The sequence below is a fragment of the Polaromonas sp. AET17H-212 genome, assembly GCF_002379085.1.
GTDB lineage: Bacteria > Pseudomonadota > Gammaproteobacteria > Burkholderiales > Burkholderiaceae_C > Polaromonas.
On the sequence record NZ_NBZW01000001.1, the window covers coordinates 280,274 to 295,172 of the forward strand.

Here is a 14,899-nt window from a genome sequence, read left to right on the forward strand (position 1 = left end):
CACGATAATGCAGGCTTGCTCACTTCACGGCCTGATGCGGCGCCCATGCCAACTATCGCAGCCCTTCCCCGCACCGTTACTGCTGACCCGTTCCCGGCGCCCGGTGGGATGTCTGCGACTGGCTGCGACATGCGCCAGGCCGTGGTTGCCCCGGCCAGCGCCGGCAACGAGGCCCCGGTTTGACGACCGGCCCCGAGCAGGCCGCCGCTGCCGGCGCCAAGGGGACGGCGTCACCGGCGCCCATCGGCCAGCGCCTGCGCCGCATCTGGCCTTATTTCAGCCAGTCCCCCAGCGCCTGGGCCATCGCCGTGGGCGCCACCGTGGTGGCTTCCGCGACCGAGCCGCTGGTGCCCGCCCTGTTGCAGCCCTTGCTGGACAAGGGCTTCCGCAAGGGGGGCATCGATATCTGGATGGTTCCCGTGTCGCTGCTGCTGCTGTTCGGCGTGCGCGGCTTCGCGGGTTTTCTCGCGCAGATTGCGCTGGCCAAGGTCACCAACATCGGCTTGCTGGAATTGCGCAAGGCCATGTTCCAGAAGCTGATGACCGCCCGCCTGGATCTTTTTTCGAACCAGTCAGCCAGCACCCTGGCCAACACCGTGGTCTACGAGGTGCAAAACGGCTCGTCCATGCTGGTCAACTCGGTGATGGGCCTGACCCGGGACACCCTGACCCTGCTGGCGCTGTCCAGTTACCTGCTTTACCTGAACTGGCGACTGACCCTGATTGTCACGCTGCTGATTCCGGCCATTGCCTGGGTCATGCGTGTGCTCTCCAGCCGGCTGTACCGGCTGACCAAGGCCAGCCAGGCGGCCACCGACTCGCTGGCCTATGTGGTGGAAGAAAACGTGCTGGCGCACCGCGATGTCCGCCTGCATGCGGCGCAGCAGAGCCAGGCGACCCGTTTTGCGCAGCTCAGCGAGGCTTTGCGGCGCCTCTCCATGAAATCCGTGGTGGCCTCCGCGGCCATGACCCCGGCCACGCAGATGCTGGCGGCGGCCGCCCTGTCGGCCGTCATTTCGGTTGCCCTGCTGCAAAGTTCCACCGACACCACGTCTGTCGGTTCGTTTGTGGCTTTTGTGACCGCCATGCTGATGCTGGTGGCACCGATCAAGCACCTGTCGGAGGTCGCCAGCCCGATCACGCGCGGCCTGGCGGCGCTGGAGCGCGGGCTGGACCTGATGGAGAAAACGCCCGATGAACCGGGCGGCGATTTTTCGAAGCCGAGGGCCGAGGGGAAAATCAGTTTCATCAATGCGCGTGTGGCCTACAGCGACGATGGCGCACCCGCGGTCGACGCGCTGAACCTGACCATCTCCCCCGGTGAAACCGTGGCGCTGGTCGGTGCTTCGGGGGCCGGCAAGACCACACTGGTCAATTTGCTGCCGCGTTTTGTCGAGCCCACCTCTGGACGCATCGAGCTCGACGGCCATGAACTGCGTGAATGGCAGATCGACGCGCTGCGCGGCCAGTTCGCGCTGGTCAGCCAGCACGTGGTGATGCTCAACGACACCGTGGCCGCCAATGTGGCGCTCGGCATGACGGTGGACAGGGACAAGGTGCTGGCCTGCCTGAAGGCTGCCAACCTGGAGCGTTTTGTGGATGAGCTGCCCCGGGGCATGGACACGCTGGTGGGCCACAACGCCACGCAACTTTCGGGCGGCCAGCGCCAGCGCCTGGCGATTGCGCGCGCCCTGTACAAAGATGCGCCGGTACTCATTCTGGACGAGGCCACCTCGGCGCTGGACACGGAATCCGAACGGGCGGTGCAGGAAGCGCTGCAGCGGCTGATGCGCAACCGCACCACGCTGGTTATTGCACACCGCCTCTCCACGGTCCAGCACGCCAGCCGCATCGTCGTGATGGATGCCGGCCGCATCATCGAAAGCGGCACGCATGCCGAACTGATTGAACGCGACGGCCCCTATTCCCGCCTCTACAAACTCGGGCTGTACGACGCCGATCTCTCGCAAAGTCCCCCCGTGGCGCAACTTTCATGACAATTTCCATCAGTGGTTTTACCTTCATCCGCAACGGTGTCGAGCTGGGCTTTCCCTTTGAAGCCTCGATTCGCTCCCTGCTGCCGCTGGTCGACGAATTCGTCGTGGCCGTGGGCCGCGGCAACGACGCGACGCTGGCACGCGTGCTGGCGATTGGCGATCCGAAAATCCGCGTGATCGAAACCATCTGGAACGAACGCATGGCGGACCGCGGCTTTGTCTACGCGCAGCAGAAAATGATTGCCCAGTATTCCTGCACCGGCGACTGGGCCTTCTACCTCGAGGGTGACGAGGTGGTCCACGAGGAGGACCTCGCCGCGATCCGCGCCAGTGTCGAGCAGCACCACAACAACCCTGCGGTGGAAGCGCTGGTCTTCGACTACCACCACTTCTACGGCTCGGCGCAGTGGGTTTCGGTCAGCCCCGGCTGGTACCGCCGCGAGTGCCGGCTGATCAGGAACACCATTCGCTCCTACGCGCCCGACGGGCAGTACTGGCTGGTGACCACCGAGCACAAGCGCCCGCGCAATCCACAGGCGGCGCTGGCCAACGCCCATATCTACCACTATGGCTGGATTCGCCGCAACGAGGACATGCAGAAAAAGCTCGACCAGGTCAGCAAGTACTGGGCCGATTCAACGACCATGCAGATCAAGTACAGCCAGTTCGATGCGCGCGCGCTGGAGGCTTTCAAGGGAACCCACCCGAAAGCCGTGCAGGCATGGCTGCTCACAGGAGCCGAGCAGGACCTGCAGATCGACCCGGCCTACCAGCCCACCCGCAAGGAAAACAAATATCACCTGATGCGCAGAATCGAACTGCTCACCGGGCTGGACTTCAGCCGAAAACACTTCAAGCTGGTGGCCTGAAGGCCTGAACGCAGCTTGTCAGCGCTGCTCCGCGGCCAGCGCTGCGAAGTACACCGCTTCCTGCTGGCGTGCGATCTCCGGCCACTGGTAGCGGCTGGCAAACGCCCTCGCCTGGCTACCCAACTGCTGCCGCAGCGCCTCGTCAGCAAGTACCTGCTGGAGGGTGCTGGCCAGTTTCGCGGCATCCTGCGGATCGTCCAGAAGCAGCGCATCGGCGCCATGGCTGAGCAGGCTGGAAATACCGCAGTACGCCGCACTGCTGACCACCACCGGCAAACCGTGCGCCATGGCCTCCAGGACCACCATGGCAAACGTATCCTCCAGCGTCGGGTGCACCAGGCAGTCCGCTGCGCGGTAGGCAGGCGCCACGTCCTGCAGCGAGCCGAGGAAAAACACGCGCCCGGCCACACCCTCCGCTTGCGCCTGACGTTCAAACACCGGGATTTGCCCCGGGTTGCCCACCACCGCCAGCACCACGTCCGCCGGCAGGTCACGCAGCACCCGCAGCAGCGTCCCCAGGCCCTTCTTGCGGTAGTCATTTCCCACCAGCAGCAGACAGCGGCCCCCGGGCGGCAGGCCCAGCTGCATACGGGCAGCCCCTTGTTCGGCCGCGCCGGTGGGGGCCGCGGGCAACACCACCCCCGGCGTGATGACGGTGGTGACCGCCACCGTGCCCGGGTAGGTCGCGGCCAGGGTGTCACCCAGGCTGGCCGACGTCACCACCACACAGCGCCCGCCCCGGGCCGCGACACGCAGGCGCTCCAGCCCCAGGTAGGTCAACAGGCGCGGGCTGGTCCAGACCTTGGCCCAGGCCAGCACGCGCCGCCAGCCGGTTCGGCCGTGAAACAGGTTGTATTTCACCGGCAGCACATGCACGGTCTGCACCTGGCCCTGCCAGGTGTTTTCATGGGAGTGGACAAGGTCAAAACCCCGGCGCGTGACCCACCAGGTGGCGGTGGCGTACCAGAGCTGATTCAGCCAGCGCGGCTTGCGCAGAAGCGTGGAAACGAGGTGGTAAGTCACGCCCGGTGCGCTGTGCCTGATCTGCTGCGCAAACACATGGATCTCGTGGCGCTGCGCAAGTTGCTCAACCAGCGCAATCGAATAACGCTCTGCCCCACCCCCGGCCGGGTCAAAAATGCGGTTCAGCACCGCAATGCGCAGCCTGCGCGGGGCCTCGGGCTGGACGGGCGAGCCACTCATGTGCGGTCCCGGTCTTCGTAGGCCGTCGCAATCTTGAGCCAGAACACCGGCAGGCTGGTGGAACGCACGACAGGCACCCGCGGCAACTCCATCAGGTCGTTCTTGGCGGAACTGCGGCCGCGCTGTGTCGTGGTCACGGTCTGGAAGCCGGCCTGGCGAGCCATGGCCAGGTGCTGCGACGCGTACTCACCGAAGGGATAACAGAAATGCCGCACGGGGGTGGCCAACAGCCCTTCGAGCGCCGCCCGGTCACCTGTCATTTCAGCGAGCGCGGTGGGGTCATCGCTTTGCAGCAGGCGCACGTGGCTCTGCGTGTGGGATCCAACCTCCTGGCCGCCGGCCACCCACAGGCGCAACTCGTCAGCGGTCATCAGCGGCACCTGCGCGATGCCAATGCCCTGGTCCCATTCGTTGGTCTTGCCCAGCAGCCCGCTGACGGCATAACAGGTGGATGAAAACCCGTGGCGCTGCAGCACCGGCAGCGCATGGGTCAGGTTGTTGCGGTACCCATCGTCAAAGGTGATGCCCACCACCTTGCCGTTTTTTTCACCGCGCAGATAGGGCAACAGCGCGCTCATCGACAGCCCCTGGTAGCCCAGCAATTTCAGCATGGCCATCTGGCGCGAAAAGGAGGAAGGCGAGACGTAGAGGCTGCGGAAAGGCGCACCTTTGGGCGGCGCTTCGCTGATCTGGTGATAGACCAGAATCGGTATCGGGCGCTGAGTGCTCGCGGGGGTGACGGGGGTGGCAGGCATGCAGGACAGAGGTCGGAGCTTCAGAGCAGGACAATATCGTACTGTTCCTGCGCCATGGCGGCTTCGGACTGCAACGAAATCGGCTTGCCGATGAAGTCGCTCAGGCCGGCCAGGTGCTGGCTTTCCTCGTCGAGAAACAGCTCGATCACCTTGGGCGAGGCAATCACCCTGAACTCCCGGGGATTGAACTGGCGGGCCTCGCGCAGGATCTCGCGCAGGATGTCGTAGCCGACGCTGCGCGCGGTCTTGACCACGCCCTTGCCCTGGCAGGCGCTGCACGGTTCGCACAGCTGGTGCGCCAGCGACTCGCGTGTGCGCTTGCGCGTCATCTCGAGCAGGCCCAGCGCCGAAAAGCCATTGACGCTGGTCTTGATGCGGTCGCGCGCGAGCTGCTTCTGGAACTCCGCCAGCACGGCGTCGCGGTGGTTGTCACGCAGCATGTCGATGAAATCGACGATCACGATGCCGCCCAGGTTGCGCAGACGCAACTGCCGCGCAATCGCCTGCGAGGCTTCCAGGTTGGTCTTGAAAATCGTGTCGTCGAAGTTGCGCGCACCTACAAAACCGCCGGTGTTGACGTCCACCGTGGTCAGCGCCTCGGTCTGGTCGATGATCAGGTAGCCGCCCGACTTCAGGTCCACCCGCCGGCCCAGCGCCTTGGCAATTTCCTCGTCGATGTTGAAGAGGTCAAAAATCGGGCGCTCGCCGCTGTGCAGCTGCAGCCGCTGCAGGGTCGCCGGCATGAACTCCGTGGCGAACAGCCTGAGTTGGTCGAACTGTTCGCGTGAGTCGATGCGTATGCTCTGCGTGGTTTCCACCACCATGTCGCGCAGCACGCGCTGCAGCAGGTTCAGGTCCTGGTGCAGCACCGAGGTCGGCGGCAAGCGCAGCGCGGCGTCCTTGATGCGGGCCCAGGTCTTGCGCAGATAGGCGATGTCCTCGCCGAGCTCCGCATCGGTGGCGTCTTCGCCATTGGTGCGCAGGATGAAGCCGCCGCCCATGTCGCCGGTCAGGACCTGCAGGCGCTGGCGCAAGTCCTCGCGCTGTGCGGCGGAAATTTTTTGCGACACGCCGATGTGGTTGTCCTGCGGCAGAAACACCAGCAGCCGGCCGGCAATGCTGACCTGGGCAGTCAACCGGGCGCCTTTGGTGCCAATCGGGTCCTTAAGCACCTGCACCATCAGCGACTGGCCGACAAACAGCTGTTTTTCAATCGGCTGCAGCGCTGCCGCGGGCGTCGCTGCGTTGTCGGCATCGGCATGGCGGCTGTTGATGCTGCTCATCAGGTCCGCCACATGCAGAAACGCGGCGCGTTCCAAACCGATGTCGATGAAAGCCGACTGCATACCCGGCAGCACCCGGACCACCTTGCCGAGGTAGACATTGCCGACCAGGCCGCGCTCCAGCGTGCGCTCGACATGCAGCTCCTGCACCGCTCCGTACTCGACCACGGCCACACGGGTTTCCTGGGGCGACCAGTTGATCAGGATGTCTTGTTGCATGGTGTCTTCTTGTGGGCGCTTTTTATATTTTCAGACCGGCCGCTTGCAGCAACAACGCGGTTTCATGCAGCGGCAGGCCCATGATGCCGGAATAACTGCCGCTCATGTGCGAGATGAACATCGCCACCCGGCCCTGGATGGCGTAGGCGCCGGCTTTGCCCAGCGGCTCGCCCGTGGCGACATAGGCGCGAATCTGAGCCCGGCTCATGGGCGCAAAAGTCACGCGCGACACGCTCAGCGCCTGCAGCCGCTTGCGGCCACGCTGCACGGCGACGGCCGTCAGCACCCGGTGGGTGTGCCCGGCCAGTTCGGCCAGCATGCTTTCGGCATGGCCGGCATTGTCGGGTTTGCCATAGATGCGGCGTCCCATCGCCACCGTCGTGTCCGAACACAAAATCGGTGCCGGCGGCAAACCGCGTTGTTTCAGACGCGCCACGGCAGCGTCGAGCTTGAGCTGGGTGACGCGCTGCACATATGCGGTCGGCGCCTCGCCAGGCAGCACCACCTCGAGCGCTTCGCTGTCTTCGCCGGCGTCGGGCAGCAGCAGTTCGCAGGACACGCCAAGTTGCTCCAGCAACTGTCTGCGGCGCGGGCTTTGGGACGCAAGGTAAATGAAGTTGGTCATGTTTGAAGTCCTGAGGCAAGCCACATCCCCGATTCAGCCCAGCAGGGGCCGCGGATCTGGCTTTGCCAGTCCGCAGGCGCAGCGGCCCCCTCGGGGGGCAGCGCAGTACGCGAAGCGACAAGCGTGGGGGCCACTTATTCCCTGTGGTACGGGTGGTTGACCGTGATGCTCCAGGCGCGATAAAGCTGCTCGATCAGCAGCACACGCACCATGGCATGCGGCAGGGTCAGGTCCGACAGGCGCAGGCGTTCGTGGGCGGCCTGTTTGAAGGCGGGGTCCAGCCCGTCCGGGCCACCGATGACGATGGCCACATCGTCGCCTTCGCGCTGCCAGCTTTTGAGCTTCTCGGCCAGGGCCACCGTGGTCATGGCGGTGCCGCGTTCATCCAGGGCGACGATGCGGGTCCCCTTGGGAATCACGCCTTCGATGCGCTGGCGTTCAGCCGCCAGCAGGGTGTCCAGGGTCTTGGAGACGCGCGGCTCGGTCTTGACGGCCTTGAGTTCGACACGCAGCTCCGGCGGAAAACGCTTGGCGTAGTCGTCGTAGGCGGTTTGCGCCCAATCGGGCACCTTCTGCCCGACGGCGACAATCGTCAGCCTCATTTGCTCCGGGTCGTGGTTTTCTTCGCAGCGGGTTTCCTGGCAGCCGTCTTGGCTGCTGCTTTTGCAACCGTTTTCTTCGCCGCCACTTTTTTGGCGACAGGAATCTTGACGATCGGTGTTTTCGCAGGCGCCTTCTTCACTGCCGTTTTGGCGGCCGCCTTGACGGGTTTGGCAGCGGGCTCCGCAGCCGGTGCGGCGGCATTGCGCTTGGCGGTCCAGTCGGTCATCTTGCCGACCCGGCCCACGTAAGTGCCGTCATCGGTCCGGGCGACCACTTTTCGGGCGGCAGGTTTGACCGCAGCCTTGCCTGGCTTGGCCGACGATTTCGCACCAGCGCGCGACCTGGCCGGCTTGGGCGCTTCCTCGACGTCGGGCTTGGACGCCTTGACCAGCGGTGCAGGTGCGCCCAGCTTGAGCTTGACGGGTTTGTCGCCCCACAACTCTTCGAGGTGGTAGTACTGGCGGATCGTCGGCTGCATGATGTGCGCCACGGCGGCGCCGCAATCCACGATGATCCACTCGCCGTTTTCCTCGCCTTCGATACGCGGCTTGGCAAAACCGGCGTCGCGCACGGCATCACGGACACTGGCGGCCAGTGCCTTGGTTTGCCGGTTGGAACTGCCCGAGGCGATGATCACGCGCTCGAACAGCGAGGTGATGTGCTCCGTGTCGAACACCTGGATGTCCGCCGCCTTCACATCTTCCAGCCCATCAATGATGGCTCGCTGCAGTTTCTGGACGTCTTTTTTCGCAGCGGTGCTGGCGGTGTTGGCAGAGGTGGAAGTCATGCAGTGGTTTGCTTCAATGAGTGAGTTGACGGGAAATTACGGGGAAATGTAGAGCTGATGGCGCTCAATATAACGCGCAACCGGCTCCGGAACCAAGTGGGTCCAGCCCTGCGGGCCGGCGCTGCCTGAACTGATTTGCCGCCGGATGTCGGTGGCACTGACGGGCATCAGGGGCATTTTCAGGGTCAAAACCGCGTGCCCAGCCTGATTTTCAGGGTCAAAACCGGCACCAGTGCTTGTCGAACCGGCGCGGTTTGCTATACAAATTATAGCTATTTCCAGAACCGCCTGCCAGCGGTGCCATGTCTTCAGGGCGGCGAACTGGTCGTTACCAATGACCAGGTAAAGCTGGGCACCGGGATTTTCGGCCTGTAGGGCCTCCAGCGTGTCGATGGTGAAGCTGGGTCCGGTGCGCCGGATCTCCCGGTCGTCGACCACCACCCGTTCCAGGCCGGCAAACGCAAGCCGGGCCATGGCCAGCCGGTGCTCGGGGGCGCTGAGCGTCCGGGTCTTGTGCCAGGCCTGGCCGGTCGGAATGACGTACAGGGCGTCCAGCGCGAGTTGCGCCAGCGCGGCCTCTGCCAGCGCCACGTGGGCCCGATGCGGTGGATCGAACGCGCCGCCAAAAACGCCCACGCGCCTTTTCAGGGTCTCGCCAATGCTTTTTGCGCCCGGTGATGGCACAGCACTCAAAGCCAGTCCCGCCTGACCAGAAACTCGGTGGACAGCCGCGCCTCGGCCGAGCCGGCCTCGACGGGGCGCTGGTAAGACCAGGCGGCCAGCGGCGGCATCGACATCAGGATGGACTCGGTGCGCCCGCCCGACTGCAGGCCAAAGTGGGTGCCGCGGTCCCAAACCAGGTTGAACTCCACATAACGGCCGCGGCGATACAGCTGGAAATCGCGCTCGCGCTCGCCGTAAGCCATGTCCTTGCGGCGCTCGACGATGGGCAGGTAGGCGGCCAGGAAGGCGTCGCCGACCGACTGCATCATCGCCAGGCTGCCCTCGAAGCCCAGTTCCTGGAAGTCGTCGAAAAACACGCCGCCGATGCCGCGCTGCTCATCGCGGTGCTTGAGGTAGAAATACTCGTCGCACCAGGTCTTGAAGCGGGGGTACTTGTCCTCGCCAAACGGGGCCAGGGCGTCCTTGCAGGTCTGGTGGAAATGCACGGCATCCTCGTCAAACCCGTAATAGGGTGTCAGATCCATGCCGCCGCCGAACCAGTAGGCCGTCGGGCCGGAGACCGGCGTCGCCGCCAGCATGCGCACATTCATGTGCACGGTGGGCACATAGGGGTTGCGCGGGTGAAACACCAGCGACACACCCATGGCCTCGAAGGGCGCGCCGGACAGCTCGGGCCGGTGCTGCGTGGCCGAGGGCGGCAGTTTGGGGCCGCGCACATGCGAAAACCCGCAGCCGGCGCGCTCAAACACCCGGCCCTGCTCCAGGATGCGGGTGATGCCGTTGCCCTGCAGCGTCTCGCCGGGCTCCTTGTGCCAGTGGTCGGCCACAAAGGGCTGACCGTCGAGTGCGGCGACGGTGCTGGTGATGCGCTCCTGCAACGCCAGCAAGTAGCTGCGGACATGGGAAGAATCGGTCATGGTGGTCATTTCACGATGGTATCGGCCTGCGTCAGGCCTGAATTGATCAAACGCACGGGGGCCGCGGCGCCGGCCCGGAAACCGTGGAAGTCCTGCAGGGACTTGGCCATGTATTCCAGGTCCCGGTCTTCATCGCCGGTCAGCCGCACAAAATCGCGAAAGACCAGGCGTTTGCGTGAATAGTCAAGGCCGGCCAGGCCCACCGGCACATCGGCCTCCAGCGCCAGCCGGTAAAAACCGCTGCGCCAGCCGTCGGTGAGCCGGCGTGTTCCTTCCGGCGACAGCGCCAGCCAGAAGTACTGCCCGTCGGCCTTTTTCTGTTTCATCATCGCCGTCATCTGCCCGACCACGCCCTGGGGCGCGGAGCGACTGACGGGCACGCCGCCCAGCCAGCGCAGCCACGCCCCGAACAGCGGAATGCGAAACAGCGTGTCCTTGCCCCAGAACTGCACCGGAAGGCCGACCGCCCACTTCAGCAACACGGCGATGGGGAAATCCCAGTTCGAGGTGTGCGGGTAGACCAGAATCACGCCTTGCAGCGTCGGCAGGCCTGCAAAATCCACGCGCCAGCCGAGGGCCCGCACCAGCGCCCGGGCCAGCCCGCTCCCCTGGAACTGCACGGGGTACGGCGGCTGGAAATCCATGCCCATCAGGACTTGATGGCCCGGAATCCGATGTCCTTGCGGTACTGGGCGCCGTCGAAATGAATCGCTTGCGCCACCTCGTAGGCCCGATGCTGGGCCTCACGCACGGAACTGGCGAGCGCCGTGACGCACAACACGCGGCCGCCGGAGGTCACCACGCCGGCCTTGATGCCACCGGCAGCCGTGGCGGTTCCGGCATGGAACACCACCACGTCTTCAGGCGCCTCGGACGGATGCACCACCGGCAGGCCGGTGATCGGATCGCCCTTGCGCGGGTTCAGCGGGTAGCCATGCGCGGCCATGACCACGCCAAGTGCCACGCGGCGGTCCCATTCCAGTTCCACCTCGCCGAGCTTGCCCGAGGTGGCGGCCATCATGACATCGAACAGATCGGACTTGAGCCGCATCATGATGGGCTGGGTCTCCGGGTCGCCCATGCGGCAGTTGAATTCCAGCGTCTTGACCTTGCCGTCGGCGGAAATCATCAGGCCGGCGTACAGAAAGCCGGTGAAGGGAATGCCGTCTTTTTCCATGCCCTTGATGGTCGGCAGGATGATCTCGCGCATGGCGCGGGCATGGACCGTGGGTGTGACCACCGGCGCTGGCGAATAGGCCCCCATGCCGCCGGTGTTCGGCCCCTGGTCGGCGTCCAGCAGGCGTTTGTGGTCCTGGCTGGTGGCCATGACCGCCACATTTTTGCCGTCGCACATCACGATGAAGCTGGCCTCCTCGCCCTGCAAAAACTCCTCGATCACGACACGCGCGCCACCGGCGTTGTGCGTGACGCCCAGCGGGTTGAAGCTTGGGTCGGGCGCCAGCATGAACTCGATGGCTTCGTGCGCCTCGTGCAGGCTCATGGCCACCACCACGCCCTTGCCAGCGGCCAGGCCATCGGCCTTGACCACAATCGGCGCGCCCTTTTCGTCCACATAGGCATGGGCCGCGGTGGCGTCGGTGAAGGTCTCGTACTCGGCCGTCGGGATGCCGTGGCGCTTCATGAAGGCCTTGGAAAAGGCTTTCGAGCTTTCCAGCTGCGCGGCGGCCTTGGTCGGGCCGAAGACCCGCAGGCCGTGCGTGCGGAACTCGTCGACGATGCCGGCCGCCAGCGGCTGCTCCGGGCCAACCACCGTCAGCGCTATCTTTTCTGTAGCTGCCCACGCCCGCAGCGCCTGGACATCCGTGATATTGATGTTCTCAAGGCGAGGGTCCAGCGCGGTGCCCCCGTTGCCCGGCGCGACGTAGACCGCCTGCACCTTGGGGGACTGTGCCAGCTTCCAGGCCAGCGCGTGTTCACGGCCACCGCCGCCGACCACTAGAACTTTCATGCGGAAACTTTCATGGTTGGGTGTTTATTCTGAAATGGCGGCATTGTGGAAAACGTCCTGCGTGTCGTCCAGGTCTTCCAGCACGTCCAGCAGCTTCTGCATTTTCTGGCCCTCGGCACCCGTGAGCTCGATGGTGTTGTCCGCGCGCATGGTCACTTCGGCCACTTCCGGCACCAGGCCGGCCGCTTCGAGCGCGTTCTTGACGGCCTCGAACGCCGTGTAAGGCGTGAGTACCTCGATCGCGCCGTCCTCGTCGGTGATCACGTCGTCGGCGCCGGCTTCCAGCGCCACCTCCATGATCCTGTCTTCGTCGCTGCCCGGGGCAAAAATCAGCTGGCCGCAGTGCTTGAACTGGAACGCCACCGATCCCTCGGCGCCCATGTTGCCGCCGTATTTGGAAAAGGCGTGGCGCACCTCCGCCACGGTGCGCACCTTGTTGTCGGTCATGCAGTCCACGATGATGGCCGCGCCGCCTATGCCGTAGCCCTCATACCGGACTTCCTCGTAATGCACGCCTTCCAGGCTGCCGGTCGCCTTGGCAATGCCGTACTTGACGTTTTCGTTGGGCATGTTGGCCGCCTTGGCCTTTTCCACGGCCAGGCGCAGGCGCGGGTTGGTGCTCAGATCGCCGCCGCCCATGCGGGCCGCAACCATGATCTCGCGCATGACACGGGTCCAGACCCGCTGGCGCTTCTCGTCCTGGCGACCCTTGCGGTGCTGAATATTCGCCCATTTACTGTGACCAGCCACGGAAATCCTTTGGAATTGATTTAATCTACAAACCGCATTTTACTTTTTCACCTAGAGGACACCCCATGGCCGAGCCCTTTTTGATTGCCAGGAATGCTTCCACCCACTGTGAGCTGCTTCCCGGGCTGGCCAACCGCCACGGCCTGATCACCGGCGCCACCGGCACCGGCAAGACGGTGACGCTGCAGGCGCTGGCCGAAAACTTCTCCAAAATCGGCGTGCCGGTCTTCATGGCCGACGTCAAGGGCGACCTGGCCGGCATCAGCCAGGCTGGCAACATGGGCGAAAAAATGGCGGCCGTGCTCAAAGAGCGCGGCATCGACAAGCCTGTGCCCCTTGCCTGTCCCACCACGCTGTGGGATGTGTTCGGCGAACAGGGCCACCCGGTGCGCGCCACGGTGTCCGACATGGGGCCGCTGCTGCTGGGCCGCATGCTGGGCCTGAACGAAACCCAGGCCGGCGTGATCAACCTGGTCTTCAAGATCGCCGACGACAACGGCATGCTGCTGCTGGACCTGAAAGATTTGCGCGCCATGCTGCAGTACGTGGGCGACAACGGCAGCCAGTTCACCACCCAGTACGGCAACATCAGCGCCGCCAGCGTGGGCGCCATCCAGCGCGGCCTGATGCAGATCGAGACCCAGGGCGGCGACCAGTTCTTCGGCGAGCCCATGCTCGATATCAGCGACTTCATGCAGACGGTCGATGGAAAAGGCGTGGTCAACATCCTGGCGGCCGACAGGCTGATGAACTCGCCGCGCCTGTACGCCACCTTTCTGCTGTGGATGCTGTCCGAACTGTTCGAGCAACTGCCCGAGATCGGCGACCCCGACAAGCCCAAGCTGGTGTTTTTCTTCGACGAGGCGCATCTGCTGTTCGACGAAGCGCCCAAGGCGCTGATCGAGCGCATCGAACTGGTCGTGCGCCTGGTACGCTCCAAGGGCGTCGGCGTCTATTTCGTCACGCAGAACCCGCTGGACATTCCTGACTCGGTGCTGGCCCAGCTCGGCAACCGCGTGCAGCACGCGCTGCGCGCCTACACCCCGCGCGACCAGAAAGCCGTCAAGGCCACGGCGCAGACCATGCGCCAAAAGCCCGGCCTGGACATTGAAACTGCCATCACCGAGCTGGCCGTGGGCGAGGCCCTGGTGAGTTTTCTCGACAGCAAGGGCCGCCCCAGCGTCACCGAGCGCGCCTTCGTGCTGCCGCCGGGCAGCCAGATCGGCCCGATCACGCCGCAGCAGCGCCAGGCTCTGATGCAGGGCTCGCTGGTGGCCGGGGTGTATGAAAAACATGTGGACCGCGAATCGGCCTACGAGAAACTCAAGGAACGTGCCGAAGTCGCCACGGCCGAGGCCGCCAAAGCCGCCGGCGGCGGCGCGGCCGGTCAAGCGGCTTCCGGCGGCATCCTGGGCGGCATCAACGACGTGCTGTTCGGCAGCACCGGCCCGCGCGGCGGCCGGCGCGAGGGGCTGGCCGAAAGCATGGCCAAGTCGGCAGTGCGCACCATGGGCTCCACGGTCGGCCGTGAGATCATCCGCGGTGTGCTGGGCGGCCTGTTTGGCGGCCGCAAACGCTGAAAAACACAAAAAAACCGGAAATTCATTCATGAGCCAAGTCCACCTGATCGACCACCCGCTGGTGCAGCACAAGCTGACCCTGATGCGCCGCAAGGACGCTTCCACCAACACCTTTCGCACCCTGCTCAACGAGCTCAGCAGCCTGATGGCCTATGAAGTCACCCGCGACATGCCGGTGCAGGAGGTCGAAATCGAGACGCCGCTGGAAACCACCACCGGCACCATGATCGACGGCAAGAAGCTGGTGTTTGTCTCCATCCTGCGTGCCGGCAACGGCATCCTGGAGGGCATGCTCAACGTGGTGCCGGGCGCCCGCGTCGGCCACGTCGGGCTGTACCGCGACCCGAAAACCCTGGAGCCGGTGGAGTACTACTTCAAGATGCCGCAGGAAATGGAAGAGCGCGACATCGTGATCGTCGACCCCATGCTGGCCACTGGCAACTCGGCCATTGCCGCCGTGACCCGGCTCAAGAAACTCAAGCCCAAGTCCATCAAGTTCGTCTGCCTGCTGACCTGCCCCGAAGGTATTGCCGCCATGCAGAAGGCCCACCCCGACGTGGACATCTACACCGCGGCCATAGACCGCCAGCTCGACGAGCATGGCTACATCCTGCCCGGCCTGGGTGATGCGGGTGACCGCATCTTCGGAACAAAATAG

General features: G+C 64.7%; 15 protein-coding genes. 4 read left to right on the forward strand and 11 right to left on the reverse strand.

Going from position 1 to position 14,899, the window contains the following annotated elements:
• Positions 1–179: 179 nt before the first annotated feature.
• Both msbA and B7G53_RS01280 read left to right on the forward strand, forming a co-directional pair.
• Positions 180–1,997 (forward strand): lipid A export permease/ATP-binding protein MsbA, encoded by a 1,818-nt coding sequence (gene msbA, locus B7G53_RS01275; protein ID WP_096662451.1) that lies wholly within the window; start codon positions 180–182, stop codon positions 1,995–1,997.
• Positions 1,994–2,866, forward strand: a complete 873-nt coding sequence (locus B7G53_RS01280) for a glycosyltransferase (RefSeq protein ID WP_096662452.1) — start codon at positions 1,994–1,996, stop codon at positions 2,864–2,866. The genes msbA and B7G53_RS01280 overlap by 4 nt, the downstream gene beginning before the upstream one ends.
• A gap of 18 nt (positions 2,867–2,884) precedes the next feature.
• On the opposite strand, the gene B7G53_RS01285 is transcribed toward B7G53_RS01280, so the two are convergent.
• The 11 genes from B7G53_RS01285 to B7G53_RS01340 form a co-directional block, all read right to left on the reverse strand.
• A complete protein-coding gene (locus B7G53_RS01285; RefSeq protein WP_096662453.1) occupies positions 2,885–4,069 on the reverse strand; it encodes a glycosyltransferase family 4 protein in 1,185 nt (394 codons plus the stop codon).
• A complete protein-coding gene (locus tag B7G53_RS01290) occupies positions 4,066–4,824 on the reverse strand; it encodes a polysaccharide deacetylase family protein (RefSeq protein ID WP_096662454.1) in 759 nt (252 codons plus the stop codon). Before B7G53_RS01290 ends, B7G53_RS01285 begins: the two co-directional genes overlap by 4 nt.
• Before the next feature lie 20 nt (positions 4,825–4,844).
• Positions 4,845–6,326 carry a ribonuclease G gene (gene rng / locus B7G53_RS01295; RefSeq protein WP_096662455.1) on the reverse strand — a complete coding sequence of 494 codons (1,482 nt, stop codon included), beginning with the start codon at positions 6,324–6,326 and terminating at the stop codon, positions 4,845–4,847.
• Between the two features lie 22 nt (positions 6,327–6,348).
• Positions 6,349–6,951, reverse strand: a complete 603-nt coding sequence (locus B7G53_RS01300) for a Maf family protein (protein WP_096662456.1) — start codon at positions 6,949–6,951, stop codon at positions 6,349–6,351.
• A 134-nt stretch (positions 6,952–7,085) separates the two neighbouring features.
• The gene (gene rlmH, locus B7G53_RS01310; protein ID WP_096662457.1) at positions 7,086–7,553 is read right to left on the reverse strand and encodes a 23S rRNA (pseudouridine(1915)-N(3))-methyltransferase RlmH; all 468 of its coding nucleotides are present in this window, start codon (positions 7,551–7,553) and stop codon (positions 7,086–7,088) included.
• A complete protein-coding gene (gene rsfS / locus B7G53_RS01315; protein WP_096662458.1) occupies positions 7,550–8,341 on the reverse strand; it encodes a ribosome silencing factor in 792 nt (263 codons plus the stop codon). Before rsfS ends, rlmH begins: the two co-directional genes overlap by 4 nt.
• A gap of 36 nt (positions 8,342–8,377) precedes the next feature.
• On the reverse strand, positions 8,378–8,977 hold the full coding sequence (gene nadD, locus B7G53_RS01320) for a nicotinate (nicotinamide) nucleotide adenylyltransferase (protein WP_255249873.1): 600 nt from the start codon (positions 8,975–8,977) through the stop codon (positions 8,378–8,380).
• A gap of 53 nt (positions 8,978–9,030) precedes the next feature.
• Positions 9,031–9,942 carry an oxygen-dependent coproporphyrinogen oxidase gene (gene hemF / locus B7G53_RS01325; protein WP_096662850.1) on the reverse strand — a complete coding sequence of 304 codons (912 nt, stop codon included), beginning with the start codon at positions 9,940–9,942 and terminating at the stop codon, positions 9,031–9,033.
• Between the two features lie 5 nt (positions 9,943–9,947).
• Positions 9,948–10,586, reverse strand: a complete 639-nt coding sequence (locus tag B7G53_RS01330; RefSeq protein WP_176491247.1) for a 1-acyl-sn-glycerol-3-phosphate acyltransferase — start codon at positions 10,584–10,586, stop codon at positions 9,948–9,950.
• 5 nt (positions 10,587–10,591) lie between these two features.
• Positions 10,592–11,911, reverse strand: coding sequence for a phosphoribosylamine--glycine ligase (gene purD, locus B7G53_RS01335; protein ID WP_096662460.1), 1,320 nt, complete (start codon positions 11,909–11,911; stop codon positions 10,592–10,594).
• A gap of 24 nt (positions 11,912–11,935) precedes the next feature.
• Positions 11,936–12,661: a YebC/PmpR family DNA-binding transcriptional regulator gene (locus B7G53_RS01340; protein WP_096662461.1), complete on the reverse strand. Its 726-nt coding sequence runs from the start codon at positions 12,659–12,661 to the stop codon at positions 11,936–11,938.
• A 65-nt stretch (positions 12,662–12,726) separates the two neighbouring features.
• Here B7G53_RS01340 and B7G53_RS01345 point away from each other — a divergent pair, with 65 nt between their 5' ends.
• Positions 12,727–14,241: a helicase HerA-like C-terminal domain-containing protein gene (locus tag B7G53_RS01345; RefSeq protein ID WP_096662462.1), complete on the forward strand. Its 1,515-nt coding sequence runs from the start codon at positions 12,727–12,729 to the stop codon at positions 14,239–14,241.
• A gap of 28 nt (positions 14,242–14,269) precedes the next feature.
• Positions 14,270–14,899 (forward strand): uracil phosphoribosyltransferase, encoded by a 630-nt coding sequence (gene upp / locus B7G53_RS01350; protein ID WP_096662463.1) that lies wholly within the window; start codon positions 14,270–14,272, stop codon positions 14,897–14,899.

Bases quoted from the DNA above. Each gene is read 5' to 3' on its own strand.
- B7G53_RS01280 (WP_096662452.1), top strand. From the start codon at position 1,994: ATGACAATTTCCATCAGTGGTTTTACCTTCATCCGCAACGGTGTCGAG.
- B7G53_RS01285 (WP_096662453.1), bottom strand. From the start codon at position 4,069: ATGAGTGGCTCGCCCGTCCAGCCCGAGGCCCCGCGCAGGCTGCGCATT.
- B7G53_RS01290 (WP_096662454.1), bottom strand. From the start codon at position 4,824: ATGCCTGCCACCCCCGTCACCCCCGCGAGCACTCAGCGCCCGATACCG.
- rng (WP_096662455.1), bottom strand. From the start codon at position 6,326: ATGCAACAAGACATCCTGATCAACTGGTCGCCCCAGGAAACCCGTGTG.
- B7G53_RS01300 (WP_096662456.1), bottom strand. From the start codon at position 6,951: ATGACCAACTTCATTTACCTTGCGTCCCAAAGCCCGCGCCGCAGACAG.
- rlmH (WP_096662457.1), bottom strand. From the start codon at position 7,553: ATGAGGCTGACGATTGTCGCCGTCGGGCAGAAGGTGCCCGATTGGGCG.
- rsfS (WP_096662458.1), bottom strand. From the start codon at position 8,341: ATGACTTCCACCTCTGCCAACACCGCCAGCACCGCTGCGAAAAAAGAC.
- hemF (WP_096662850.1), bottom strand. From the start codon at position 9,942: ATGACCGATTCTTCCCATGTCCGCAGCTACTTGCTGGCGTTGCAGGAG.
- B7G53_RS01330 (WP_176491247.1), bottom strand. From the start codon at position 10,586: ATGGATTTCCAGCCGCCGTACCCCGTGCAGTTCCAGGGGAGCGGGCTG.
- purD (WP_096662460.1), bottom strand. From the start codon at position 11,911: ATGAAAGTTCTAGTGGTCGGCGGCGGTGGCCGTGAACACGCGCTGGCC.
- B7G53_RS01345 (WP_096662462.1), top strand. From the start codon at position 12,727: ATGGCCGAGCCCTTTTTGATTGCCAGGAATGCTTCCACCCACTGTGAG.
- upp (WP_096662463.1), top strand. From the start codon at position 14,270: ATGAGCCAAGTCCACCTGATCGACCACCCGCTGGTGCAGCACAAGCTG.